The organism is Mesorhizobium sp. B3-1-7, assembly GCF_006439385.1.
In the GTDB taxonomy this organism is placed as follows: Bacteria; Pseudomonadota; Alphaproteobacteria; order Rhizobiales; family Rhizobiaceae; genus Mesorhizobium.
The window spans coordinates 1-23,744 of sequence record NZ_VFTL01000032.1 but is presented as its reverse complement, the minus strand read 5'-3'; the positions used below and the strand labels follow the sequence as shown (position 1 = coordinate 23,744).

At 64.8% G+C, this 23,744-nt stretch carries 28 protein-coding genes and 1 tRNA gene; 9 read left to right on the top strand and 20 right to left on the bottom strand.

Annotation, left to right across the window (positions count from 1 at the left end; all coding sequences use genetic code 11):
* The first annotated feature begins 93 nt into the window (after positions 1 to 93).
* Complete coding sequence (locus tag FJ417_RS24330; RefSeq protein WP_140785170.1) at positions 94 to 726, top strand: HAD family phosphatase; 633 nt, start codon at positions 94 to 96, stop codon at positions 724 to 726.
* Between the two features lie 79 nt (positions 727 to 805).
* Here FJ417_RS24330 and FJ417_RS24325 read toward each other — a convergent pair whose 3' ends face one another.
* The 9 genes from FJ417_RS24325 to ureC form a co-directional block, all read right to left on the bottom strand.
* Positions 806 to 1,573 (bottom strand): class II aldolase and adducin N-terminal domain-containing protein, encoded by a 768-nt coding sequence (locus tag FJ417_RS24325; RefSeq protein ID WP_140785169.1) that lies wholly within the window; start codon positions 1,571 to 1,573, stop codon positions 806 to 808.
* Positions 1,574 to 1,647: 74 nt separating this feature from the next.
* Complete coding sequence (gene ureG / locus FJ417_RS24320) at positions 1,648 to 2,280, bottom strand: urease accessory protein UreG (protein ID WP_140785168.1); 633 nt, start codon at positions 2,278 to 2,280, stop codon at positions 1,648 to 1,650.
* A complete protein-coding gene (locus FJ417_RS24315; protein ID WP_140785167.1) occupies positions 2,277 to 2,717 on the bottom strand; it encodes a DUF3995 domain-containing protein in 441 nt (146 codons plus the stop codon). Before FJ417_RS24315 ends, ureG begins: the two co-directional genes overlap by 4 nt.
* A complete protein-coding gene (locus FJ417_RS24310) occupies positions 2,714 to 3,385 on the bottom strand; it encodes an urease accessory protein UreF (RefSeq protein WP_140785203.1) in 672 nt (223 codons plus the stop codon). The genes FJ417_RS24315 and FJ417_RS24310 overlap by 4 nt, the downstream gene beginning before the upstream one ends.
* Positions 3,378 to 3,956: an urease accessory protein UreE gene (gene ureE, locus FJ417_RS24305; RefSeq protein WP_140785166.1), complete on the bottom strand. Its 579-nt coding sequence runs from the start codon at positions 3,954 to 3,956 to the stop codon at positions 3,378 to 3,380. The genes FJ417_RS24310 and ureE overlap by 8 nt, the downstream gene beginning before the upstream one ends.
* Entirely contained in the window at positions 3,953 to 4,558 is a 606-nt protein-coding gene (locus tag FJ417_RS24300) for a glutathione S-transferase family protein (protein WP_140785165.1), read from the bottom strand. The genes ureE and FJ417_RS24300 overlap by 4 nt, the downstream gene beginning before the upstream one ends.
* Positions 4,559 to 4,617: 59 nt before the next feature.
* The gene (locus FJ417_RS24295; protein WP_140785164.1) at positions 4,618 to 5,211 is read right to left on the bottom strand and encodes a hypothetical protein; all 594 of its coding nucleotides are present in this window, start codon (positions 5,209 to 5,211) and stop codon (positions 4,618 to 4,620) included.
* Between the two features lie 116 nt (positions 5,212 to 5,327).
* Positions 5,328 to 5,927: a DUF29 domain-containing protein gene (locus tag FJ417_RS24290; RefSeq protein WP_246687532.1), complete on the bottom strand. Its 600-nt coding sequence runs from the start codon at positions 5,925 to 5,927 to the stop codon at positions 5,328 to 5,330.
* A 79-nt stretch (positions 5,928 to 6,006) separates the two neighbouring features.
* Complete coding sequence (gene ureC / locus FJ417_RS24285; RefSeq protein WP_181183289.1) at positions 6,007 to 7,722, bottom strand: urease subunit alpha; 1,716 nt, start codon at positions 7,720 to 7,722, stop codon at positions 6,007 to 6,009.
* A 179-nt stretch (positions 7,723 to 7,901) separates the two neighbouring features.
* Here ureC and FJ417_RS24280 point away from each other — a divergent pair, with 179 nt between their 5' ends.
* Both FJ417_RS24280 and FJ417_RS24275 read left to right on the top strand, forming a co-directional pair.
* Positions 7,902 to 8,279: a hypothetical protein gene (locus tag FJ417_RS24280; protein ID WP_140785162.1), complete on the top strand. Its 378-nt coding sequence runs from the start codon at positions 7,902 to 7,904 to the stop codon at positions 8,277 to 8,279.
* Between the two features lie 117 nt (positions 8,280 to 8,396).
* Positions 8,397 to 8,882 carry a hypothetical protein gene (locus FJ417_RS24275; RefSeq protein WP_140656000.1) on the top strand — a complete coding sequence of 162 codons (486 nt, stop codon included), beginning with the start codon at positions 8,397 to 8,399 and terminating at the stop codon, positions 8,880 to 8,882.
* A gap of 20 nt (positions 8,883 to 8,902) precedes the next feature.
* Here the strand turns inward: FJ417_RS24275 and FJ417_RS24270 are convergent, their stop codons facing one another.
* From FJ417_RS24270 to FJ417_RS24250, 5 genes are read right to left on the bottom strand one after another with little or no spacing between them, the layout of a single operon-like run.
* On the bottom strand, positions 8,903 to 9,208 hold the full coding sequence (locus tag FJ417_RS24270; protein ID WP_140655997.1) for an urease subunit beta: 306 nt from the start codon (positions 9,206 to 9,208) through the stop codon (positions 8,903 to 8,905).
* Between the two features lie 7 nt (positions 9,209 to 9,215).
* Positions 9,216 to 9,809, bottom strand: coding sequence for a HupE/UreJ family protein (locus tag FJ417_RS24265; protein WP_140785161.1), 594 nt, complete (start codon positions 9,807 to 9,809; stop codon positions 9,216 to 9,218).
* A 25-nt stretch (positions 9,810 to 9,834) separates the two neighbouring features.
* Positions 9,835 to 10,089, bottom strand: coding sequence for a DUF1272 domain-containing protein (locus tag FJ417_RS24260; RefSeq protein ID WP_140655991.1), 255 nt, complete (start codon positions 10,087 to 10,089; stop codon positions 9,835 to 9,837).
* Between the two features lie 5 nt (positions 10,090 to 10,094).
* Positions 10,095 to 10,397 (bottom strand): urease subunit gamma, encoded by a 303-nt coding sequence (locus FJ417_RS24255; RefSeq protein WP_140655988.1) that lies wholly within the window; start codon positions 10,395 to 10,397, stop codon positions 10,095 to 10,097.
* Positions 10,398 to 10,418: 21 nt separating this feature from the next.
* The gene (locus FJ417_RS24250; protein WP_140702033.1) at positions 10,419 to 11,294 is read right to left on the bottom strand and encodes an urease accessory protein UreD; all 876 of its coding nucleotides are present in this window, start codon (positions 11,292 to 11,294) and stop codon (positions 10,419 to 10,421) included.
* A 202-nt stretch (positions 11,295 to 11,496) separates the two neighbouring features.
* On the opposite strand from FJ417_RS24250, the gene FJ417_RS24245 reads away from it, so the two are divergent.
* The 3 genes from FJ417_RS24245 (at position 11,497) to FJ417_RS24235 (ending at position 13,798) form a co-directional block, all read left to right on the top strand.
* Positions 11,497 to 11,751, top strand: coding sequence for an acyl carrier protein (locus FJ417_RS24245; RefSeq protein ID WP_041003067.1), 255 nt, complete (start codon positions 11,497 to 11,499; stop codon positions 11,749 to 11,751).
* 4 nt (positions 11,752 to 11,755) lie between these two features.
* The gene (locus tag FJ417_RS24240; protein WP_140646824.1) at positions 11,756 to 12,964 is read left to right on the top strand and encodes a beta-ketoacyl-[acyl-carrier-protein] synthase family protein; all 1,209 of its coding nucleotides are present in this window, start codon (positions 11,756 to 11,758) and stop codon (positions 12,962 to 12,964) included.
* A gap of 129 nt (positions 12,965 to 13,093) precedes the next feature.
* Positions 13,094 to 13,798, top strand: a complete 705-nt coding sequence (locus FJ417_RS24235) for a glutathione S-transferase N-terminal domain-containing protein (RefSeq protein ID WP_140646825.1) — start codon at positions 13,094 to 13,096, stop codon at positions 13,796 to 13,798.
* A 3-nt stretch (positions 13,799 to 13,801) separates the two neighbouring features.
* Here the strand turns inward: FJ417_RS24235 and FJ417_RS24230 are convergent, their stop codons facing one another.
* The 3 genes from FJ417_RS24230 to FJ417_RS24220 all read right to left on the bottom strand — a co-directional run bounded on the left by FJ417_RS24230 (position 13,802) and on the right by FJ417_RS24220 (position 16,368).
* Positions 13,802 to 14,128 carry a hypothetical protein gene (locus tag FJ417_RS24230; protein ID WP_140785160.1) on the bottom strand — a complete coding sequence of 109 codons (327 nt, stop codon included), beginning with the start codon at positions 14,126 to 14,128 and terminating at the stop codon, positions 13,802 to 13,804.
* Between the two features lie 188 nt (positions 14,129 to 14,316).
* Positions 14,317 to 14,928 carry a nucleoside triphosphate hydrolase gene (locus FJ417_RS24225; RefSeq protein WP_140646827.1) on the bottom strand — a complete coding sequence of 204 codons (612 nt, stop codon included), beginning with the start codon at positions 14,926 to 14,928 and terminating at the stop codon, positions 14,317 to 14,319.
* A 333-nt stretch (positions 14,929 to 15,261) separates the two neighbouring features.
* Complete coding sequence (locus tag FJ417_RS24220) at positions 15,262 to 16,368, bottom strand: hypothetical protein (RefSeq protein ID WP_140785159.1); 1,107 nt, start codon at positions 16,366 to 16,368, stop codon at positions 15,262 to 15,264.
* Between the two features lie 266 nt (positions 16,369 to 16,634).
* Between FJ417_RS24220 and FJ417_RS24215 the strand changes: the two genes are divergently transcribed.
* Complete coding sequence (locus tag FJ417_RS24215) at positions 16,635 to 17,678, top strand: D-alanyl-D-alanine carboxypeptidase family protein (protein WP_140785158.1); 1,044 nt, start codon at positions 16,635 to 16,637, stop codon at positions 17,676 to 17,678.
* Positions 17,679 to 17,962: 284 nt separating this feature from the next.
* Here the strand turns inward: FJ417_RS24215 and FJ417_RS24210 are convergent, their stop codons facing one another.
* Positions 17,963 to 18,412 (bottom strand): universal stress protein, encoded by a 450-nt coding sequence (locus tag FJ417_RS24210; protein ID WP_140646832.1) that lies wholly within the window; start codon positions 18,410 to 18,412, stop codon positions 17,963 to 17,965.
* 385 nt (positions 18,413 to 18,797) lie between these two features.
* Between FJ417_RS24210 and FJ417_RS24205 the strand changes: the two genes are divergently transcribed.
* Positions 18,798 to 19,721 (top strand): DUF1003 domain-containing protein, encoded by a 924-nt coding sequence (locus tag FJ417_RS24205; protein WP_140785157.1) that lies wholly within the window; start codon positions 18,798 to 18,800, stop codon positions 19,719 to 19,721.
* Between the two features lie 260 nt (positions 19,722 to 19,981).
* Positions 19,982 to 20,058 (top strand) — tRNA-Arg (locus FJ417_RS24200).
* A 396-nt stretch (positions 20,059 to 20,454) separates the two neighbouring features.
* Here FJ417_RS24200 and FJ417_RS24195 read toward each other — a convergent pair.
* Positions 20,455 to 21,000: an invasion associated locus B family protein gene (locus FJ417_RS24195; RefSeq protein ID WP_140785156.1), complete on the bottom strand. Its 546-nt coding sequence runs from the start codon at positions 20,998 to 21,000 to the stop codon at positions 20,455 to 20,457.
* 130 nt (positions 21,001 to 21,130) lie between these two features.
* Positions 21,131 to 23,744, bottom strand: a 2,614-nt coding sequence (locus FJ417_RS24190) for an autotransporter outer membrane beta-barrel domain-containing protein (protein ID WP_140785155.1), incomplete at its 5' end; no start/stop codon positions are given.

Genomic DNA, 23,744 nt, shown 5'->3' with positions numbered 1-23,744 from the left:
AGGCGGCCGCTTCGCCCCTGTCCGGGCCATTTGCCATGGGGACGGTTTATCTCTACCGGGAAACGCTTTAAGGGATCGGAAAAGGAGCCTCGCGTGATGCCGAAAGCGGTTTTCTGGGACATGGACGGAACGCTGGTCGACAGCGAGCCGCTGCATGCGGCTGCCCTTGCGGCCGCGCTGCGCAGCGTCGGGATTGCGCCGCCGACCAACCTGCATGAGCGCGTGCTGGGGATCGCGGCGTGGCCGGTCTACGAGATGCTGCGCGACGAGTTCGGCCTCGCTCTGCCCTTCGACGACTGGATCGGGCGCAAATACGACCATTATCTGCCGATGGCCGAAACGCTGAGGCCGCGGCCCGGCGCGATCGAGGTGTTCAACGAATTGCGGGCGCTCGGCGTCGAGCAGGCGGTGGTGTCCAATTCCGACCGGCTGATCGTCGACGCCAATCTGCGCGCCGTCGGCCTCACCTATCCGGGCATGATGACGGTCAGCCGCAACGATGTGATCGACGGCAAGCCGCTTCCTGAACCATTCCTGCGCGCGGCCTATCTCGCCGGCGTCGATCCGGCGGATGCTTTTGCCGTCGACGACAGCCTGACCGGTGCCATGGCCGGACTGGCGGCGGGCATGAAGACGATCTTCTGGCCGGAAGCGCCGATGGAGGGTCCGGCCGGCGCCATCGTCATCAACAGCGCCGAGGAATTGCGCCGAGAACTCGGACTCTGAACGACCGCCAAGGTGGGCGCCGCCCTCATCCAGTCCTTCGGACCACCTTTTGCCCGTGAACGGGGAGAAGGAAAAAGCTTCAATTCCGGTAGACCGGCTCTTCCTCGTCGAGGATCGCTTTCAGCTCGGCCAGATGGCGCTCGGCCTGGCCGGGATAATCGTCCATCTCGCGCGCGGTCTTCTCGGCGATCTCGTCGGAGAGCGTGCGCAGCGGCCGGCCGGTCCACAACGCCTTGATGTAGGTCTCGGCGGCGCGCTCGAAATAGAACATGCGGTTGAAGGCATCGGCGACGTTGTCGCCGATGACCATGACGCCGTGATTGCCCATGACCATCACCTTGACCTTGGGGTCGGTGAGAAGCTGCGAGCAGCGCTCGCCCTCTTCCTCGAAGGCCAAGCCGCCATAATTGGCATCGACGACATGGCGGTTGAAGAACATGGCCGAGTTCTGGTCGACCGGCGGCAGCGTCGAATCGGCAAGCGAGGCAAGCACCGTGGCATGGATCGAATGGACATGCATGGCGCAACGCGCATGCGGGACGTTGCGATGGATGGCGCCATGCAGGCCCCAGGCGGTCGGGTCCGGCGCGTTGGGGCCGGACAGCGTTTCGGGATCGTTGGCGTCGATCAGCAGCAGGTCGCTCGCCTTGATGCGCGAGAAATGCACTTGGTTCGGGTTCATCAGGAATTTGGTGCCGTCGTCGTTGACGGACAGCGAGAAGTGGTTGGCCACCGCCTCGTGCATGTTGAGCCTGGCGGTCCAGCGGAAGGCGGCGGCGAGATCGACCCGCTCCTCGTAATAGGGCAGGTTGCTCAGCGGTTCCTTGTGCAGGCGGGCAAGGCTCATCGAAAATCCTCCTGTTTGGGTGAGAATGCCGTGCGAAGCCGCTGCCAGCAACCGCAAACTGGTAGGTCAGTGGCTTACGCGGCAGGCCGCTCCGACTGCAGCCCGCCCTGCTCGACGATGAAATCGACCACTTCTTGCAAGCCCTTGCCGCGCGACAGATCGGTGAAGCCGAAAGGCCGCTTGCCGCGCATGCGGCCGGCATCGCTCTCCATGATATCGAGGTTGACGTTCACATAGGGCGCTAGATCGCTCTTGTTGATGATGAGGAAATCCGAGCGGGTGATGGCCGGACCGCCCTTGCGCGGGATCTCCTCGCCCTGGCAGACCGAGATGACATAAAGCGTCAGATCGGCAAGGTCGGGCGAGAAGGTGGCGGCGAGGTTGTCGCCGCCGGATTCGATGAAGATGATGTCGAGGTCCGGGAATTTCTTGTTCAACTCGGCAATGGCGCGCAGATTGATCGAGGCGTCCTCGCGAATGGCGGTGTGCGGGCAGCCGCCGGTCTCGACGCCGACGATGCGCTCTTCCGGCAGCGCCTGCAGGCGCGCCAGCATCATGGCATCCTCCTTGGTGTAGATGTCGTTGGTGACGACGGCGATGGAGAAGTCGTCGCGCAGCGCCTTGCAGAGCTTTTCGGTGAGTGTCGTCTTGCCGGAGCCGACAGGGCCGCCGATGCCGATGCGAAGGGGACCGTTTTTCGACGTCATGCCGGAAACTCCGTGATGGCAAGGATTGCGAAGCCCAGCCCGATCAACAGGCAGAGCGGCGAATAGAGGCGCTGGTCGAGCCGCGCGAAAGGCTGTTCGGGCGCAAGCCGGCGCCACCAGGGCGTGAAGCCGGCAATGCCGCGTCCGAGGAAGACAAGGCCGATCATCAACGCCGTGGCCGCCAGGCCTTCCCGTGGAAAGGGCGTGGCGAACACACCAGCGAGCGCCAGCGGCCAGAGCGTCGCGAGCGCCAGGCAAGCGGCGACCGCGAGGCTCGCGAAGGTCGAGGGCATCTCGTCGACGCCACGGAAGCCGACGACGGCGCGCGCGCAGGAGGCCTGGTCCGTGCCCGGCCAGATGCCGCCTATGCCCCAATAGACATGCAGCGTGGTGATCAGGAGCAGGACGAAGGAGAGGATGACGGCGAGCACGATCATGAGCGGAACAGCCTGGAGTATTGCGTCTCATGCTGCATCGCCATGATGTCGGACATGAAGGCCGCGCCGCCCAGATCGTCAAGCGTCGAGGCAGCCGCGTGGGCAGCCGTGTCTATGGCCGAGGTTTCAAAGCCGGCTAACAATGTGACGGCGTCGACCTGACCCACGACACCCAGCCTGATCGCAGCCTGCAGGAGATTGGAGAAGAAAGCTTGCAGGAAGGCAGACAGCGCCTGCGCGAGGTCGATGCCGCCGCTGCCGGCAACAGCGCCGACCGCAACGCAATAGGGGCAGTCGGCCGGCAGACGTCCCAACACCGGAGGCGACCAGGCGGCCGCCGCCTGGAGAAAGGCCGCGCCCTGCAGCATGGTTTCCATGTGCCGTTCCTGCGACCCGGCAAGCGCTTCGGCCAGCGCGGCTACCTCACCCAGATCGCCACCGTCGCGCGCACGGCGCCAGCTTTCGGCGAACAGCACGGCGTCGTTCCAGCCCGACCCCAACTCGACCAGCGTCTCCAGCCAGCCGGCGAGATCATTGCGATCGGCGATCAGCCCATCATGCACGGCACGCTCGAGGCCGTGGCTGTAAGAGAAGCCGCCGACCGGAAAGGACGGCGATAGCCAGGCCATCAGCCGCAGCAGCGCGATGCTGGAAAGCTCCTCAGTCATGATGATGGTGGTGGCCGTGGTCGTGGTCGTGATCGTGATCGTGATGATCATGGTGCTGGTGGTCATGATCGTGATGGTCATGCGAATGGCCGTGGTCGTGCCCATGCCCGGAATAGGCGCCGCGCACCGGGCTGAACGGCAGCAGAACCTCATTCACCGTAGCGCCGAGACCTTCCAGCATCGCCTTGATGACATGGTCGCGCAGGATGAGGATGCGGTCCGCTTCGATCGCCGCCGCGAGGTGACGGTTGCCGATGTGCCAGGCGAGCTCGGCGAGATGAACCGCGTCGCGGGCGCGGATGTCGTAGACCTCCTCGGGCGCCGCGACGATCTCGAGCTCTCGGCCGTCTTCCAGCACCAGCCGGTCGCCATTTGCGAGCGCCACCGGCTCGGGCAGGTCGACCAGCACCTTTTCGCCGGCCGCCGTCTCGATGGCGCGGCGGCGCAGATGCCGCTCGTCATGCGGCAGCACGGCCTTGTCAAAGGGCGGCGCTGAGCCAGCCTCGCCGGCTGGCAACACCGAGACGGCGCGCGGGAATTTGGTGAAATCGGTGGTGATGTTGAGCTTCATTTCATGGCTCCGCCATTAGCTTGGGCACGGGCACGAGCGGGGCGCCCGAGGACACGGTCGAAATAGGCGTTGACGCGCTGGGACTCGATCGAAAAACGGCCGGCACGAGCCCAGCCGCCAATATCGCCGAGCAGGACATCGACGGCGGAGAACCGGTCGCCCAGCGCAAAGGGCTTGTCGCCAAGCCGCCGTTCCAGCGCCTTTATTTCGGATGCGAAATCATAGGCCGCGGCCGGCCCGACATCGACGCGCACGTCCCTTGGCAGCAGGAGGCGATGGCGCAGCTTGTTCCACAGCGGCGCTTCCAATTCGCTCTGGGCGAAATGCATCCAGGAATCCATCTCGGCGCGGCCGGCGAGGCCCGGATTGGCGCCCATGCCCTGATCCGCATGCTTGTCCGCCAGGTAGACGCAGATCGCCGCCGAGTCGGTAACTTTGACGTCGCCATCGATCAGGATCGGCACCTTGCCGGAAGGGTTGAGCGCATAGGCCTCCGGCGAGCGCAATTTGACCTCGACGAACTCGTAGGGCTGCCCGAGCTCCTCGATCATCCAGAGCACCCGGCTGACACGGGAGCCGCGCGATCCGACGGCCTTGTACATGGTTGAACTCTTGCCTTTCCCCAAATCCTAGACCAACGCAGGCGTCGGCCCGACGCCACTTACACGATGGTGTCGAAGAGCCGCAGGATGAATGAGACCTGATAGATCAGCGCGGCCGCGACGAAGGCGATGTGGAAGCGGCGGTCGCGCACCAGGATCGCGACGATGCAGAGCGCGACGAAGACCGGCGTTCGGATCAAATATTCGTTGCCGAAGCGGGCGAAATGCTCCGGACCTTTGAGCAGCGTGTCGACCACGTCGAGCAGATAGGTCGCCGCCAGCAGCCCGAAGAACCAGCCGCGGCGCGAGTAGAAATAGTCCTCGTAGCTGGTGTAATCGAGCATCGAATCCGGAAACAGCAGCGCGCAGAGCAGGAACAGCGTGATGGCGTAGAAGATGATGAAAAGATATTTGCCGAAGGTCCAGTTCTCGATGGCGTAGAGGCCGAACTCCCACCACCAGAAATGCACCAGCATCAACAGCACCGAGCCTACCCAGGCGAGATGCACCGCGTAGAGCCGGTACTGACCGGGGTGCTGGACGATGCGGGCCGTTCCCGAAAGCAGCCGCGTGACGCCGAGGCCGATCACCATGCCCATGACTATACGGATATGCGGGAAGATATCGTGCGGAGAGGCGATTTCGGTGGGCATGCCTGATCACAATGCGGCTGTTCGAATGAGGCCGCATATTGCGGTCTGCGGGCGCGAGCCGCAACCGGCCCTCCGTTAGATCACAGCAATGCAGGCAGGGAGGCAGTCCGAACCTCTCAGTCGCGAGCAAGCTGCTCCGGCAGCCACGGCTCCCCCGGGAGAAAATCTTGATCGAGTATATCCGCGATCTGGTAGGGGCAGTCGGCCGGGAAACTCTTCTTCGGCAAGCCCGTCTCGTCGGCTGCTCTCAGCCGCGCAAACTCGTATTCGGCAGCTAGCTGCTTTCGAGGATGAGCCTTCAAGCTTGGGCTTTCATCAATCAGGCTTTTAATCTGATGCCGCTGCTCGCGGATCGTAAGCAACCAGCCAACTTTCCGCATTTCCACCTGAAAATGCCATTTGAGCAAGTGCAGAAGCAAGGTACCCAATCGCTTCGTAATTTCCCGTCTGTCGCTCCGCCCCAAACTCTCGATCTCCTCGGCAAGGTTCTCGCGATCGAGGTCGGAGGGACGACCTTCGCGCAACAGCGCGCCCTGTTCGGCGCACCACTGAGCATAATCGGCCTCATAGGGCGTCAATTGCTGTTTTCGAAAAATCTTGTTCATTTGGGTGATACTGCTCTCAAAGCGAGCAATTTCCAAGCCCAGCGAGAAAAGGCAGGGCCCGTTTCGGCCTCCCCGCGCAATATCTTCACGGCCACATTTGACAAAGGCCATGCGCTTTCAACGAAGGCTCATTTTACAAATTGGGCTTGTACTTGATCGAGTTCATGAACTTCGGCAGACGCAATCGGTCTCAAAACAGGAAATACCGCTGCGCCATCGGCAGCACGGTCGCGGGCTCGCAGGTCAACAGCTCGCCGTCGGCCCGCACTTCGTAGGTTTCCGGATCGACCTCGACATGCGGCGTGGCGTCGTTGAGCACCATGGAATGCTTACCGATGCCCCCGCGCGTGTTCTCAACCGCGACCATCGCCTTGTCGACGCCCAGCCTGCCCTGCAGGCCGGCGTCGAGCGCCGCCTTGGAAACGAAAGTCACCGAGGAGTTGGTCAAGGCCTTGCCATAGGCGCCGAACATCGGCCGGTAATGCATCGGCTGCGGCGTCGGGATCGAGGCGTTCGGGTCGCCCATCGGAGCGGCCGCGATCGAGCCGCCGACCAGCACCATCTCCGGCTTGACGCCGAAGAAGGCCGGATTCCACAGCACCAGATCAGCCCGCTTGCCGACCGTGACCGAGCCGATCTCCTTCGACAGGCCGTGCGCGATGGCCGGGTTGATGGTGTATTTGGCGATGTAGCGGCGGACGCGGAAATTGTCGTTGCCGCCGGTTTCCTGCGGCAGCGCGCCGCGCTGGCGCTTCATCTTGTCGGCGGTCTGCCAGCAGCGGATCGCCACCTCGCCGACGCGGCCCATGGCTTGGCTGTCGGAGGAGATGATCGAGAAGGCGCCGATGTCGTGTAGGATGTCCTCGGCCGCGATCGTCTCCTTGCGGATGCGGCTCTCGGCGAAGGCGATGTCCTCGGGGATCGAGGGCGACAGATGATGGCAGACCATCAGCATGTCGAGATGCTCGGCCAGCGTGTTGACCGTGTAGGGCCTGGTGGGGTTGGTCGAGGACGGGATGACGTTGGGCAGGCCGCAGACCTTGATGATGTCGGGCGCATGGCCGCCGCCGGCGCCCTCGGTGTGGAAGGCGTGGATGGTGCGGCCCTTGATGGCCGCCACGGTGTTCTCGACAAAGCCCGCTTCGTTCAGCGTGTCGGTATGGATCATCACCTGCACGTCATAGTCGTCGGCGACCGACAGGCAGCAGTCGATTGCGGCCGGGGTCGTGCCCCAGTCCTCGTGCAGCTTCAGCGAGCAGGCGCCGGCCAGCACCATCTCTTCAAGCGCCGCCGGCTTTGAGGCATTGCCCTTGCCCGACAGGCCGATATTCATCGGGAAGGCGTCGAAGGACTGGATCATGCGCGCCATGTGCCACGGTCCCGGCGTGCAGGTGGTGGCCAGCGTGCCATGCGCCGGGCCTGTACCGCCGCCAAGCATGGTGGTGACGCCGCTCATCAGCGCTTCCTCGATCTGCTGCGGGCAGATGAAGTGGATATGCGCGTCGAAGCCGCCGGCCGTCAGGATCCTGCCCTCGCCGGCGATGATCTCGGTGCCGGGACCGATGATGATGGTGACGCCGGCTTGCGTGTCCGGATTGCCGGCCTTGCCGATCGCTGCGATGCGGCCGTCCTTCAGGCCGATATCGGCCTTGACGATGCCGGTGAGCGCGTCGACGACCAGCGCATTGGTGATGACGGTATCGACCGCGCCGCCGGCCCGCGTCACCTGGCTTTGGCCCATGCCGTCGCGGATGACCTTGCCGCCGCCGAATTTCACTTCCTCGCCGTAAACGGTGAGGTCTTTCTCGACCTCGATGAACAGTTCGGTATCGGCGAGCCTCACCTTGTCACCGATGGTCGGCCCATACATCTGCGCATAGGCGGCGCGGGTTATCCTGGCCATCAGCGATTGCTCCCGAAATTCAGGTTGCCAAAAGTAAGGTTGTTTGGGCGCGGACTGCACATTGTCGCCACCCAATGGTCACGCAATGACCCGCTCGGCGACACCTTGCGCTCCCATTTGGCGGTTGAGGTGGCCCGGTCAGCCCAAAACGACCGTTTGCTAAATCGATGGAAGGAATATCCATGCTCAAAGCGATTGTTCTCGCCGCAACCGCCGCCACGTTGATGGCGGGCGCCGCGAATGCCCAGCAGCAGCCGACGCCGCAGCCCAGCCCCGCGCCGACCGCGCCCGCCGCGCCGAAGGCTCAGCCCGCGGCGCCGTCGATCCAGAGCGTCAACGTGGTCGACATCACCGAATTGCCCAAGGACGCGCAGACGCAGGTCAATCAGATCGTCGCGCAACGCGGCGACGCCGGCCTGCAGACATTGCGCAAATCGATCGACGCGACGCCGAAGGTGAAATCCGCGCTCGAAGCCAAGGGGGTGAGTTCGGCGCAAGTGATCGCCGCCAGCTTGCAGCCCAATGGCGCGCTGACGCTGATCACCAAGAAGGCAAGCTGATTGCGCGACCAGGCGGGCCGCTTCGCGGTCCGCCGGCGAGCTTTTGAAGGGAACCACCGGCCAGGCAGGACCGTTTCGCTGTTTTCGCCCCGCCACGAGTTCAGTCAGGAGCGAGCGATGGCGAACGCCCCGCGCCTTGCGAAATGGAGTTCCGTGATTGCCGCCACGCTTTTCGTGGCCGCGCCACATGTTGCACTCGCGGCGCAGCCGCTGGACAGCGACAGGCCTGCCGCGGCAATCGTCGATTCCAACATCCGCCAGGAGGAAGCGCTCTCCAGGACGGAAGCCGGAAAGGTCATCACGGCCATCGACCGCACCCGCGACAACATCGGCGCGGTGCGCAAGACCACCAAGCTCGACACGGTCGACATCGTCTTCCTGACCGACGCGGCGCGCAGCGAAGGCGGGCCGCCGCCCGTCATCGAGAACAAGGTGAAGCAGCATAAGGACGATGTTGCCGAACTTCGCCAGGAGATCGAGGCGAACGCCCTGCTCTTCAACGCGATCGATTCGCGCCGTGTTCTGGCCGAGGACGTGCTTGCGGTGGAGTTCGACAATCCCGGCAGGATTGTCATCTACGCCGCAGCCAAGCCTCCGAAGTGATATCAGCGCGGCGGCGGACCTCACAACTTGCCCATCACCTTCTGCTGGAAGCCATAGACCTCGCGCTTGCCGCCCAGCGGCACCAGCGTGACATCGCGCTCCTGTCCCGGTTCGAAGCGCATGGCGGTGCCGGCGGCGATGTCGAGCCGCATGCCGCGCGCGCGTTCGCGGTCGAATTTCAGCCCCTCATTGGTCTCGAAGAAATGATAGTGGCTGCCGACCTGGATCGGCCGGTCGCCACTATTGGCGACCTTGAGCGTCACCATGGGCAGGCCTTTGTTCAGTTCGATGTCGCCTTTGGCCGTGATGACTTCGCCGGGGATCATTGCGGCCTCACAGCACGCCGAAGGCAAGGCCGACGCCAACCGCCGCACAGGCAGCGCCGGCGGCGCGCGCCAGGCGGCGGAAACGCGAGCCTAGCCCAAGACCGGCCGCAATGCCGACGCCGTGGAGCAGCGCCGTGGCGGCGGCAAAGCCCGCCATATATTCGAGGCCACTGGCATTTTCCGGCACTTCCGTGCCATGCGCGTGCCCGTGGAACAGCGCGAACAGGCCGATGACGGCGATACCGGCCGAGACCGGCAGGTCGATCGCCAGCGCCACCAGCAGACCGAGCGCCACGACGGAAGCGAGGATGCCCGGCTCGACGAAAGGCACCGGCACATGCAGCATGCCGAGCGCGCCGCCGACCAGCATCACGCCGACAAAGGCGAGCGGCCAGGCCCAGATAGCCTTGCCGCCCTTCAGCGCCGCCCACAGGCCGACCGCGATCATCACGGCCATATGGTCGAGGCCGGACAGAGGGTGCGCGAAGCCGGCGGAAAAGGACGAGGTCGCGCCGACGCCGACATGGGCGTAGGCCGGCATGGCGGCTGCCAGGAACAGGATCGCGGCAAGCGTGGTACGTTTCGTCGAAGCGGGGATCATCTTTCTGCCTTTCCAATTGACCTGGTCAAGCGGCCTTGCGCGGACCGCAGCCTTCGGCCTTGAGCACGCGTTTGGTCGATGGCGGATATTTCGTCAGCTTGGCCGCCGGCCGGATCGGCCGCGGCGAGAAACTGCCGCCGCAATTGGGGCAGACGCCACCCAGCACATTATCCACGCAGTCGGCGCAGAAGGTGCATTCGAAGGTGCAGATCAGCGCATCGGTCGCGTCCGGCGGCAGATCCTTGTCGCAGCATTCGCAATTCGGCCTGAGCTCCAGCATCGGTCTCACCTTATGGGTTCGTGCACGGTCACCAGCTTGGTGCCGTCGGGAAACGTCGCCTCGACCTGGACGTCGTGGATCATCTCGGCGATGCCGTCCATGACCTGGGCGCGGGTGACGACATGGGCGCCCGCCTCCATCAGTTCCGCGACCGGGCGGCCGTCGCGCGCGCCTTCGACGACGAAGTCGGTGATCAGGGCGATGGCTTCGGGATGGTTCAGCTTGACGCCTCGCTCCAGCCGCTTGCGCGCCACCATCGCCGCCATGGCGATGAGCAGCTTGTCTTTTTCACGCGGCATCAGGTTCATGCAATGTCCCGGCAATCGAAATCAGAGTGACCACAATTTGGGCAGGCCCGCCCGCCCATTGAGCAGTTCGACCAGCGGAACCAGCCGCTTGCGGAGCTGGTAGCCGTCGCCGGCACAAAGCCTCGCAAGAAGCTTGCCAGATCGGCCGACGCGCCAGAAACTGGCGCCGCCCCCCATAAGGGGATCGCCGATGATGGCGCGGGCCGGTTCCAGCAGGCTTTCGGCCTGCGGCGAAACGAGCAGCAATGTGGCGACGGCAAGCGCGCGGCCGGCCGCCGCCGGCCGCCGCAAAGTTGCCGCGATATCCGGCCCAACGCGAAAATCCTCCGCATGGATCAGCGCGCCGCCTTGGCGGACCCGCCAGCGGTCGTGGAAACTGCCGTTGGTTGCGCGCTCGCCCATCGCCAGCCGGCCGAACAGCGTGGCTTCGAGCACCAATGCCTCGGCATCGTCGCCAAGCTCGACATCCAGCGTGCGAGCGAAGGCGGCGCGGTCGAAAACGATGGTTTCCTGCGGCAGCCAGGCCACGCGGCCGCCCGGATCCACCCGCAGGCGGACGCTTGTCTCGGCCCTGTCGGCGGCGGCGCGATAGACCTTCTCGCAGGCCTGGGTGGTGATGGCGGCGGAGGCGTCGGCGCCGACCTCGATCGTCCAGCCGAGGCGGTCGCCGCCGGTCAGTCCGCCGGCGGTGTTGATCAGCACCGCCTCGAGCGGATCGCCTTGCACCGCCGGCAGGCGGATCTTGGCCGATCCGTCCTGGTAAAGCCGCTGCAGACGCGTCCGGCCGCCGCTTTTGCCGCAGAAAAGCCTGCCTAGGCCGGCAACACGTTGCGCGGCAGGCAAGGAAGGGGCCGCCAGGGGCGAGGCAGGTTGGGATGTCAAGGTGTCGTCGATCATGTCCACGATCCCAGGTTAAGCACTCCGGCGGCTTTGTCGATATCGCTTGTTGCTTGACATCGTTTCGGTTTCTATAGAGGGAAGCCACCTTGGAGCGGTCGCGCGGTGCCTGGCGAGGTAAGGGCGACGGCGTTTGTTGGGTCCGGGGATCAAAAAGGGGCGCTGATCAGTTGGCGTCGGGCAACGACAGGGAAGGAACCGAATGGCTGACCAACTGACGACCGAGATCATCGAAAAGATCAAGGCGCATGCCGATACCGGCGGCGAGGAAATCACCGCCAGCACCGATCTCGGCACGCTCGGCATCCATTCGCTGGAGCTGACCGAGATCATCTTCGATCTCGAGGAAAAATACGGCATCGAGATCGAGATGAATACGGTCGACGCCTGGAGCAATCTGAAGAACGTCGGCGACATGGTCGAGGCGGTTCGCGAACTGATCGCGAAAAAAGCCTGACTTCATGCAAAAACGCGTCGTCATCACCGGCATTGGCGGGATTTGCGGGCTTGGCAACGATGCGCCGGCGATGTGGGAGGCCATGCGCGCCGGCCGCTCGGCCATCGGCCCTATCGACAACCCGTCGCTGCATGATCTCAAGGTCAAGACCGGCTGCGAGATCAAGGAATTGCCGGACCATGGCATCGACCGCAAGCAGGTCGTGTCGATGGACCGCTTCAGCCTGTTGGCGGTGATCGCCGCGCGCGAGGCCATGAGGCAGTCCGGATTGACGGCCCATGCCGACAACACCTACCGGATGGGGGCAATCGTCGGCATCGGCGTCGCGGGCTTCGAGACCATCGAAGAGAATTACCGCGCCATTCTGCTCGAGGGGCGCAACCGCGCCGCGATCTTCACCGTGCCGAAAGTGATGCCGGGCGCGGCCGCCGGCCAGGTCAGCATGAATCTCGGGCTGCGCGGCCCTGTCTTCGGCGCCACTTCGGCCTGCTCGTCCGCCAACCACGCGATTTCCTCGGCCGTCGACCAGATCAGGCTCGGCCGCGCCGACGTAATGGTCGCCGGCGGCACCGAAGCGCCGCTGGTGTGGGGCGTGCTGAAGGGCTGGGAGGCGCTCAGGGTGCTTTCGCCCGACACGTGCCGGCCGTTCTCGGCCGATCGAGCAGGCCTGGTGCTCGGCGAAGGCGCCGGCATGGCGGTGCTCGAAAGCTACGATCACGCGATGGCGCGCGGCGCCACCATTTTGGCCGAGATCGCCGGCGTCGGGCTTTCGGCCGACGCCTCCGACATCGTCGCGCCGACCGTGGAAGGGCCGGAAGCGGCCATGCGTTTCTGCCTGGCGGATGCCGGGCTCGATCCGGAAGATGTCGACTACCTCAACGCGCACGGGACAGGCACCAAGGCGAACGACCAGATCGAAACCGCGGCGATCAAGCGCGTCTTCGGCGAGCACGCGCGTTCGCTTTCGGTATCGTCGACCAAGTCGATGCATGCGCATTGCCTCGGCGCTTCCGGCGGGCTGGAGATGATCGCCTGCGTGATGGCGATCCGCGACGGCATCGTGCCGCCGACCGCCAATTACCGCGAGCCGGACCCGGAATGCGACCTCGACGTGACGCCGAACACGGCGCGCGAGCGCAAGGTGCGCGCCGCGCTCAGCAACAGTTTCGCCTTCGGCGGGACCAATGCGGTGCTGGCCTTCAAGGCGGTCTGATCTAGCGATTCCGTTGACTGTGCACGGCAAGCCGCTTGCCGGTGTATTGATCCGGCCGGCCAGGGTCCTAATTCTTTGTTCACCCGCCATGAGCGCCGCCCCGGCGCCAATCCGCATCCGGAGTTTCCGATGACCGACCTGTCCGCCTTTCCGATCGCCAAGCGCTGGCCGGCCGAGCACCCCGATCGCCTGCAGCTTTATTCCGCCACGACGCCCAATGGCGTGAAGGCGTCGATCGCGCTGGAGGAGATCGGCCTGCCCTACGAACCGCACTACGTCGACATCGGCAAGAACGAGAGCTGGACGCCGGAATTCCTGTCGCTCAACCCGAACGGCAAGATACCGGCGATCATCGATCCGGACGGTCCGGGCGGCAAGCCGATCGGGCTGTTCGAGTCCGGCGCCATCCTGCTCTATCTGGCCGACAAGACCGGCAAGCTCATTCCCGCCGATCCGGCGCGGCGCTACGAGACGATCCAATGGGTGTTCTTCCAGATGGCGGCGATCGGCCCGATCTTCGGGCAGGTCGGCTTCTTCCACAAATTCGCCGGACGCGAGATCGCCGACAAGCGGCCGCTGGAACGTTACCGCGACGAGTCGCGGCGGCTGATCGGCGTGCTCGAAACGCGGCTGAAGGGCCGCAAGTGGATCATGGACGACGACTACACCATTGCGGACGTGTCGATGCTGGGCTGGGTGCGCAACCTGATCGGCTTCTACGAGGCGCGCGACCTGGTCGGTTTCGATGATTTCCCGACCGTTGCCGAATGGCTGGAGCGCGGCCTGGCACGGCCGGCGGTGAAGCGGGGCCTCACCATCCCGGCGAAAGGCTAAGAGCTATTTCGCCTTGGCCTTGGCGCCGCCGCGGCCGAACACGGAGGCCGCGAGCCTCGCGGTGGCGACGACCGCTCCTGTCGCGACGCTGGCCACGGTGCGGATCGGCCCCGATTTGCTAGCCGGCGACTTGGCATGTTTCGCGCTCTTGGCCGCGATCTTGTGGGCCGAGCCAGGCGTCACTTTCTTTGGCGCCGCCTTGCCGAAAGCCGGCTTGGCGTCTTTCGACCGCTCAGCGATTGTGGGGCCGGCGCCAGCCTTGGCCTGCGTCGCCCTGGATTGGTTGGCCCTGCTTTTCTTGGGCGCGGGTTTTCTGCTGTTGGTTGCCATCTGACGGCTCCTGTCATTTTCTTTTTGCAATTCCGGAGGCAAAGCGATGCGCCTTCCTGAAATTGTTCCGGCGCCGGACAATTCGAGATAGGGTCATAACGGCGTGAAAACCTTAAAGTTCCCGCCGAAAAATATTGAAAATTGAGCAGGTTAACCAATCACCAGGGTCATTGATCAATGACCAGTCATTAACCAATGACCATGTCGGCCGGCCGGCGCCGCGCCAGCACCCGCTCGATGTTGGGCATGTCGTTGGAGGCGATCCAGGCGCGGGCGTCCTCGTCGGACTTGCCGTGCTCCCGCCAGCGCTCCATCAGGCGGCGCTCGAGTTCATTGCGCGGCACGTCGACGAAGATGGTGAAGTCGAACAAAGGCGCGAGCCGCGACCAGGGCTCCTCGTCGAGCAGCAGGTAATTGCCCTCTACCAGGATGAACTTGGTGTCGGCGCCGACGATCTCGGCCGCCGCGCGTGACAGTTCGATGCTGCGGTCGAACACCGGGATGGCGATGTCGGGTTCGCCGGAGCGGATGCGCTTCAGCAGCGTCTCGAAGCCGGCGAAATCGAAGGTTTCCGGCGCGCCCTTGCGGGGGCGCAGGCCGCGACGGTCGAGAATGATGTCGTCATAATGGAAGCCGTCCATCGGCACGACTTCCGAGCTGCCTTCCGGCAGCAGCTCATGCAGCGAAGCGGACAATGTCGACTTGCCGGAGCCGGGCGGACCAGCGATGGCGACGACGAAGCGCTTGGCCTTGCCGGCGCGCTTGAAGATGGCGGCTGTGATATGGGCGATCTCGGACATCGGCGGCTTTCCGGCTGCGGTTCGGCCGGCATCTTGGCGGGTGTGGATGGAAATTTCAAACCTCGTTCCGAAGTTTCGGCGGCCTGCACGCCTTCGAGATTAGCCGAGGCGTCCATCCCATCGTCATCCACGGGCGGAGCAAGGAGCGTTGCGACGCGGCGCAGACCCGCGGATCCATTCCGTGCCCTTGAGGGTTGCAACGGCGCAGAATTCTGCTCGGCTCACGCCTTTCTATCGAGGTAACGGCAAGGATTCCAGGGGCTCCGAGACAGAGCTTCGCTCCTCGTTCCGCCCTGGAATGACGAATTTCTAGACGCGCTGCCCCCGGACCTCTCACGCAGGAACCGAGCGGCCGATGCGCAGGAACCCGCCGTCGAACGGCAGCTCCCGCGCCGCGCCGCCGGCGGTGACGACGCGCAAGCGGTCAGGCGCCGATTCCAGGCCGCCCGGCGGCTCCACACCCGCGAACGGAACCGCGCCGATGACATGGCGGAAGGAGATCGACCGTCCCTCGGCGAGCGCGAAGGCCGTTGCCACGCCTTCATGCTTCAACCAGTTGTCGCCGAGCGAGGCGGCATGGCCGACGGCCGTGCGGCCGTCCTCGACGCCGAGCACGCCGACGTGACGGCCGCTCCAGGGCGCGTAGTCGCGGCCGCCATTGCTGAACCACAGCATGGTCACCGGCAGTTCGGCCGGGTTCTTCAGCACCAGAACCAAGTCCTGCTCGGCGTGGCGGGCGATCGCCGTCCAGCCCGGGCCGCCGTGATCCGCTTCGACCAGGGTTATGAAATCCTCGCGCCTGTCTTCCATGCGGTAGTCGGTGAGGTCGGTTGTGCCGCCGGCGGCCAGAGGGACCTTTGTGAGGTCGCTGGCGCGGGCCGGATAGGCCAGCCGAAAACGCCCGCGCGCCGGATCGGGCTCCGGCGGCGTCGGGGGCGTGACGGCCATGCGCTTCGGCGAGAAGGCCAACCGGCCGCCGCCCTTCATCACCGTCATCGGATGGTGGGCGACGGAGATCGAGCCGGAGCCGCCGGAAAAGATGTGCTCCTGGTAGAGGAAGGGATGACCGTCGCGCAGCGTGAAGACCTTGTCGATGGTGGCGCCCATTACCTTGCGGCGTAGCCGGAACACCGCGCGCCAGCCGCCGGCAATGGCGCCGTTCTCGACGATGTCCCACTGACTGTTGGCCGGCCAGCCATGCAGGGGCGCGACCTCGACGTCGCTGGTGGAGAATGGCGCGCAAAGGAAATCGCCGGACAGGCGGACCGTGCCTTCGGGCAGGGTTTCCGGCAGGCTCTCGCGCGGCGAACCGACCCAGGGCGCGCGATGCAGGGGTTTCAGAACGCGGCCGTCGGCTTCGATGTCCATGGCGGCGATATGGCCGACCGCGAGATCGAGCGAGACCGAGATGCCTTTTGCGCCGATGGTGAGCGTGTCCATGAATGTCTCCCGCGAATCTTTGCGCAAGAAAAGCCTGTTCGATGGAGCGCGCGCAAGCGGAGCGACCAGCATTTTGCATCACCGCGTTTGCGCCCTGTGAAATCCCATAGCGGCAAGGGGTGGGGATGGCAAAGTGGGGACGCGCCGGTGTGTCTGAAAAGCTGCAAAACCTGGGCAAATGCTTTGCTGTGCGCGTTAACCAGTTGGACGCGGCGGATGGGTTACGTTAGCTTTCGCCGCGTCTCAGCAACAGCTTTAGAAACATCTTGCCCCGTCCCTTCCCCTTCCTCCAGAAACTCATCGCCATATTGGCATTGCTCGCGCCGGTTGCCGGCTGCACCACCACGCCGCCGGAAAGCGTGCTGGCCGTGCCGGCGCAACCGCAGAAATATGCGGCGATCGTGGTCGACGCTTCGTCCGGCAAGACCCTGTTCGAGGTCAATTCGAGGTCGCAGCGCTATCCCGCGTCGCTGACCAAGATGATGACGCTCTACATGCTGTTCGAGGCGCTGGAGTCCGGCCGCGTCACCAAGGAAACGCGGATCCCGGTTTCCGATCACGCCGCCTCGCAGCCGCCGACGAAACTGCGTTTCCGACGCGGCGAAACGATCGACGTCGATTCCGCCATCCGCGCCATGGTGGTGAAGTCTGCCAACGACGTGGCGGTGGCCGTGGGCGAATATCTGGGCGGCGGCTCAGAGGACCAGTTCGCCGCCATGATGACCACCAAGGCGCGCTCGCTCGGCATGACCGGCACCAGTTTCCGCAATGCATGCGGCCTGCCCGACGACGGCCAGGTGACCACGGCGCGCGACATGGCGGTGCTGGGCATGGCGCTGGAGCGCCGCTTCCCGCAGCATTTCCACTATTTCTCCGAAAGCGACTTCATGTTCCGCGGCCGGCTGGTGCGCGGCCACAACGACATGCTGGGACGGGTGCGCGGCGTCGACGGCATCAAGACCGGTTACATAAGAGCTTCCGGCTACAACATCGTCACCTCCTACAATGCCGACGGGCGGCATCTGATCGTGGTGGTGATGGGTGCCGATACCGCGCGCCAGCGCAACGATCATGTCGAGGCGCTGATCCAGCGCAGCCTGGGGCCGACGACCGCCGATGCAACCCAGCCCCGGCTGATGTATTCCGGGCAGCAGCCGGCCTCGCCACTTCCCCAATTGCCGCCGCCGGACTCGGCTTTGCCAGGGCTGCCGCCGCCGGGTTCGGCGACGCCTGCGTCGACGCTGCCGGCATCCGATCTGCCGTCGGCGGATCTGGCCTCGCCCAGTGCGCCGCTGCTGCCGACGCAATAGACAAGGCCAACAGGCGCGCCTCCTTGAACGACGGCGAAGCCGTTCCTTCGTCATTCCAGGGCGAAGCAGGAGCGAAGCTCCGTCGCGGAGACCCTGGAATCCATGCCGTGACCTATGAGCGATCCCACGGTGCAGACCTGATGCGAAAGGCAGCGCAGGCTGCTCTGCACCGTTGTATTCTTCGGCTGGCGTAACGGCATGGATTCTAGGGTCTGCGCGACGCTTCGCGTCGCTCCGCCCTAGAATGACGAACCGAAAGTGGCTCGCCGCCCTATCCGTAGACCCTACCGAACCACCAGCACGGGGATCTCCGTCAGCGACACCACTTCCGCCGTCTGGCTGCCCAGAACCAGGCGGCCGATGCCGCGGCGGCCGTGCGAGGCCATGACGATGAGGTCGCTGCCTTCACTGGCCGCAACCTCGAGGATCGCTTCGGCGGGCGTGCGGTTCTCGATATGGATGCCCTTGGAGGCCACGCCCTTCGCATCGGCCTCGGCCTTGCATTTGTCGAGCAGCTCGCTTGCATATTTGCGCGCGCTTTCCTCGTAATTGACCAGTTCGTCGGCGGCGACGTAGCCGGCCATGGCGCCGCCCCAGGCCAGCGCGGGGAACTGCTCGGAGACAGTGACGAAAGCCACGGTGGCGCCGAGGCCCTTGGCCAGCTCCAGCCCGTGTGCGACGCCCTTCTGGGCCAGTTCCGAGCCGTCGGTGGCGATCAGGATTTTCTTGTACATGGTGGCTACCCCTCATTTGCGGGGCGATGCGCGCCCCAATTGGCGGGAGCCTGAACGATCAGGCCTGATTTGGATATAGTCAGCCTATCAGGCCAGCCACAGGGGCCAGTTTGATCTGGATCAAGGCCAGCCGGCGGAGACGATTGCTCCAGGGGAGATCGGATAATCGCGAACGGCGCTCTCCCTCTCATCTCGACTTCGCCGAGCCGAGACGGAGCGGGGCAGCGCCGACCTATGCAATTGCGTGTGGCGGCTGGCGACGCCTCTCACCTTTCCACCCAATCACAAGAACTTGTTCGGTCACACGGGATTCACACTCAGCATGGATATGCTGCGCCGGCTTGGCGTATCGTAACCGCAAAGCCCGCGAACAGGAGCACCGACCATGGCAGGCGACCCGAAGGCGTCCGCGCAAGTCCAGGCCGACAACGAGAACGACATCGCCGGCGAATATCTCGAGGCGGAGACCGTGCCGGAGGATGCGCAAGCCGCCGCCGACGAGATCCTCGAGGCGCCGGAAGTGCCGGATTCCGAACCGCATGTGCCCGGCCGGATCAAGCCGAAGAAAAAACCCTCGGCGATCAGCGGCAGAAAGTTCCGCAAGCGCGACCTGGTGCGCGTCGATGATCTGAGGCCCAGCCTCGCCGACCGCATCCGTTCCGACCATCCAGACCTGCCGCGCGGCGCCCGCATCAGCCGCGAGGAGCTCGGCCGCTACCGCATGCGCTACATGGAGGAATTGCTGCAGCAGGAGCACGGCGAATTCTCCGAGCTCGACCGCCAGGTGGTGGAATCGATCGCCAGGCAAGACACGATCTCGGAAAACTCGGAAGAGGAGTTCGAGGAGCACCGCTCCTTCGCCGACCGCGTCTCCGACAGCATGGCCGAGTTCGGCGGCAGCTGGTGGTTCCTGATCTCGTTCGGCGGCGTGCTGCTGATCTGGATCGGCATCAACCTGATCGCCGGCCTGGCGCACGCCTTCGACCCCTACCCGTTCATCCTGCTCAACCTGATGCTCTCCTGCATCGCCGCCATCCAGGCGCCGGTGATCATGATGAGCCAGAAGCGGCAGGAGGCCAAGGACCGGCTGCGCTCCTTCAACGACTACCGGGTGAACCTCAAGGCCGAGCTCGAAGTGCGGCACCTGCACGAAAAGCTCGACTACCTGATCTCGCGCCAATGGCAGCGCCTGGCAGAAATGCAGCAGATGCAGCTCGACGCCATGCACGAGCTGGCCGGGGCGAAGAAGCAGAAGCGGGCGACAAGGGCGGTGCGGAGGAAGACGGCGAAGGTGCCGGCGGAGGGTTGAGGCCGAAGAGCTCGCGTTCCTCGCCCCCACAAAGTGGGGGTCCGAAGGACAAGCGAGACCTGCGGCTCGCCCCGGAACGGAGGCTCGACGAAATCGAGACGGAGAAGGGGGCGCCATCTCCGATGGCCTATCGGTCGGACAATCGACCCATCACAGGCCGCCGCACAATCGCCAATTGGCCGTTGAAGCTAGGTGCGGCTTCCGCTAAGAAGCCGTGGCTGGCCGGCTTACCGGCTGGTTCGTTTTCCGGTTTCCGGGAAGCACCCGTAGCTCAGCTGGATAGAGCGCTGCCCTCCGAAGGCAGAGGTCACAGGTTCGAATCCTGTCGGGTGCGCCAAATTATCTTTCTATTTCAATCGGTTACGCCAATTCTGACTTACCTTGCTTGCCTGGAGACTGCCCACGCAACCAACAGGGCTCTCTTTCCGCTGCTTTCGTGGAGCAAAGGTCGCGTAATCATCGTTCGGATGACGTGCCCGGCACTGATTCCACGGAAAGCGGTTGCTGAGTCCTGCCCACAAAAGCAGCGCTCAAGTGTGTTTGGTCTGTCGAGGAGCTTGGGCGGCAGTTCCGGCAGAGGCGGTCAATTGGGCTAAAGCGCGTCGCGCTGAAGCGGATTCAGGCGACGCGCTTTTAAGCCTTTGTTTTCATGCATGTCGTTATCGCAAACCGCTGCACACTTTTGCGCGACATGCATTAGCTTTGGCCGGCAATAGACCTCAGAAGACGGCGATCACCTCAACAGCGCCATCGTCCTGTCGACGGCGCTGGGGAAGCCGTTCAGCGAGAGCGCCAGATTGGTCTCCTTGCCGCCGTCCGCGACCACCTTGACCTTGAGGCTTTTGCCGTCGCGCAGGCTCGCCAATGTCTCGGCGTCGAAACTTAGATCGACGAGGCAGCCGCCGGGCAGGCAGGTGCGGAAGCGCAGCGGCGGCAGGGCCGGGCCGTCATCGATCTGAAGTGTTACCCCTTGGTCCAGCGCCAGGCCGAACGGCAGCACCAGCGTTCCCTGGACGGCCTCGCCGGCCGGGCGCAGTTCCATCGCCAGCACGCGCTGGCGCGACTGGCTGTCGGTCTGTTCCTGCGACAGCGCGCAGACCTTCACATTGGCGCCGTTCTGGGTGGCGAGATTGCACGAGACGGTCCAGTCGCCATGCCCTTCCCTGAGCGAGGTCGCCCCGCCTGGGAGGGCTGCCGTGTCTTGCGCGAAAGCGGCCGCAAGAGAGAGCAGGCTTGCGGCGATCAGCGTGGCATATCCAATTCGGCTGTTTCGTATCATCTCGTTTCCATCTCTCAAAAAGTCGGACCGCCCAGAAGGCGAACGACGAATGCGAACGACAGAGAATGCGCATTTCCGCGCGCATTCTGATTGCTCAACCCGGGCTGTGCCCGATGCCTCGTCGGCGTTGCTACCAACGCACGCTGAAGCCGAGCTTGCCGCTGATGACATTGCTGTCGCCGAAGCTCGCCAGGCTGGTCTTGGCGAGCGCCTCGCCATAGACCGAATACTTGCCGTCGCCAAAGTCGAGCGAGCCGCCGAGGCCGACGCCGCCCCAGAACTTCTGGTTCTGGCTGGAAAGCTTCACGCCCGAGACATCGACATCGGTGCCGTCGAGGAAGTCGTAATAGAGGTTGGCGATGCCGTAGACATGCGCCCGGCTTACCTGGCCGGCGCTGTCGGCCCACTGGTCCTCATAGTCGGCCGATATGCCGAGCCGGCCGATCAGGTTGTCGCCGCTGCCGGGCGACACGACGGTGCCGAACGGATCGGTGAACTTGTCGAAGTCGGCCGCCGAGTAGGAAAGTTGCGCCTGCGGGGTCAGCGACCAGTTGGAGCGCAGCGCGATCTTCTGCCCGCTCTCGATGCTCAAGCCATAGCCGAAGCCGTTGTTGCCATCGGCAAGCTTGCCCAGCACGGCCGAGTTGATGTCGCTGTCATACCAGGTCGCCTGGGCCTGCGTGTCGACGTAGAAGCCGCTGTTGCCGAACCAGGTCAGCGTGCCGCCAACGCCGTAGCCGGTGGCCGAGATCGAGCCCGTGCCGAAGCTCGACGCGACATCCGACGAGACGGTGCCGTAATGGACGGTGATGCCGCCCAACAGGATGCCGGCCTCGCTCTCATGCAGCAGGCCGTCGACACCGGCGTTGAGCTTCCACGTCGTCACGTCGTAATCGGTGCCGGTGGTCGAGGTCTTCGGCTCGAACTTGCCATGCGCGGCATCGATGCGGGCCCAGATGGCGCTGCCGTCGACCGGACCCTGGCCGGGCACGTCCGCGCCTTGCGGCGTCGCGCCTTCGCCCCAGGTCCGGTTGCCGGTGCGCTGCTGCAAGGTGCCCAGTTCATTGAAGCTCTGCAGCACGCCTTCATAGGCCTCGTAGAGCGGCGTGCTTGGCGCATAGAGCGGACCGGTCTGGTTGATCAGCGTCGAGCGCAGATACCAATCGCCGTCGGCCGGCGTGCTCACCCCGTTCTTGTAGAGCCGGTAGGCGTAAGCGCCGCCGACCACGGCCTGGTCGCCTTGGAAGACATAGTCGCCGGCAAGCGTGAAGGTGCCGGCCGAGCTGCCGTCGATGTCGACGATCTTGATGCCTTCGCTGGTCTGCGCGCCCGCGCCGCCGACATTGGTGACCGCCAGGATGCCGGTGCCGGACGTGTTGCCATGCACCACCAGCCTGTCGGTCGTGGAGGCATCGCCGTCGAGCGCGGCATTGATGAGGATCTTGCCGCCATTGCCGACATAGTCGCCGCTCACCGTCAGCACCGTGCCGGGTGCCGCAGCGCCAAGCCGCACCGCGCCGCTGTTGTCGAGCGAGGCAACCGTCTGGTCGAAGCCGGCAAGGTCAAGCGTGCCGCCGGAGGCGACGGTGAAGGCCGAACTGGAGCTGAGCACGTTTGTCGCGCCCGCGGCCAGTGTGCCCTGCTGGACAGAGGTGGATCCCGAGAAGGCCGAGCCAGCGGCTGTCAGGACAAGCGTACCATCTCCTGCTTTGTTGAACGCGCCCGATCCGGTCAATGCCCCGTTCAGGGTCAAGGTGGTACCGGCGTCGGCCGAAATCGTGCCCTGGCCGAGGAAGTCGATGGCGCGGTCGCTGGCGAAGCTGGCGGTGGTGTTGAGCGTGCCGCCGTTGAAGGAGAGCCCGCCGGCCGCATCGCCGAGATTGGCATCGGCCGAGACCCTGAGCGTGCCGCCATTGATGGCGGTGCCGCCGGTGTAGCTGTTGGTGCCGGTCAGCACCAGCGTTCCGGCATCCGTCTTGACGAGCTGAGCATTGCCGGTGAGCGCGGAGGCGATCGTCGCCGTGTAGCCTGCGCCGGCACTGGTGCCGTCGCCGACCCGGATCGTCGACTGCGCGCCGACCAAGCCAATGTCGCCGCCCTGAATGACATAGCCGTCGGTCGAGAACTGCATGCCGGCGGCCGTCACCTGGCCGAGCCCGTTGTCCACCGTCACCGTGCCGGCCTGGCCGGCGAAGATGGCGAAGGCGCCGTCCGAATAGGCTGCGTTGATCGACCCGGTGTCTTCGGTCCAGTTGTCGTTGCCCAAGGAGCTCTGCCAGGTGCCGCTACCGCCATCGACCGTGCCGTCGAACTTCGGACCGGCATCGCCGTCCCAGTAGTTCAGGTTCAGCCCTTGCGTGTTGACGAGGTTCACCTGATGATCGACGGACGTCTGCACGAAGTAGTTCGAGGATGGGATGGAGCCGACGGACAGGCCGTTGTTGGTCAAGGTCCCGCTGTAATCGAACACGCGGTAGATGCCGGGGCCGAAGGTGCCGCCTGGCGAGACAGTCACATTGAGCGTGCCGGCGAGCGTCAGATTGCCGCCTACGGTGGTGAGGTCGTTGAGCGCGCCGCCCGCGACATTCGCCTGGCCGAAGCTGTAGTTGAGGATCGAGCCGCCGGAGAGCGTCAGGTCGCCGGCGATCGCCAGCGTGCCCGGCGTGGCGTCGGCAGAGCCGGGCGACAGGGTCGCGCCGTCGGCAACCGTGACATCGCCGCCGATCGAGCCCTTGCCGCCAAGC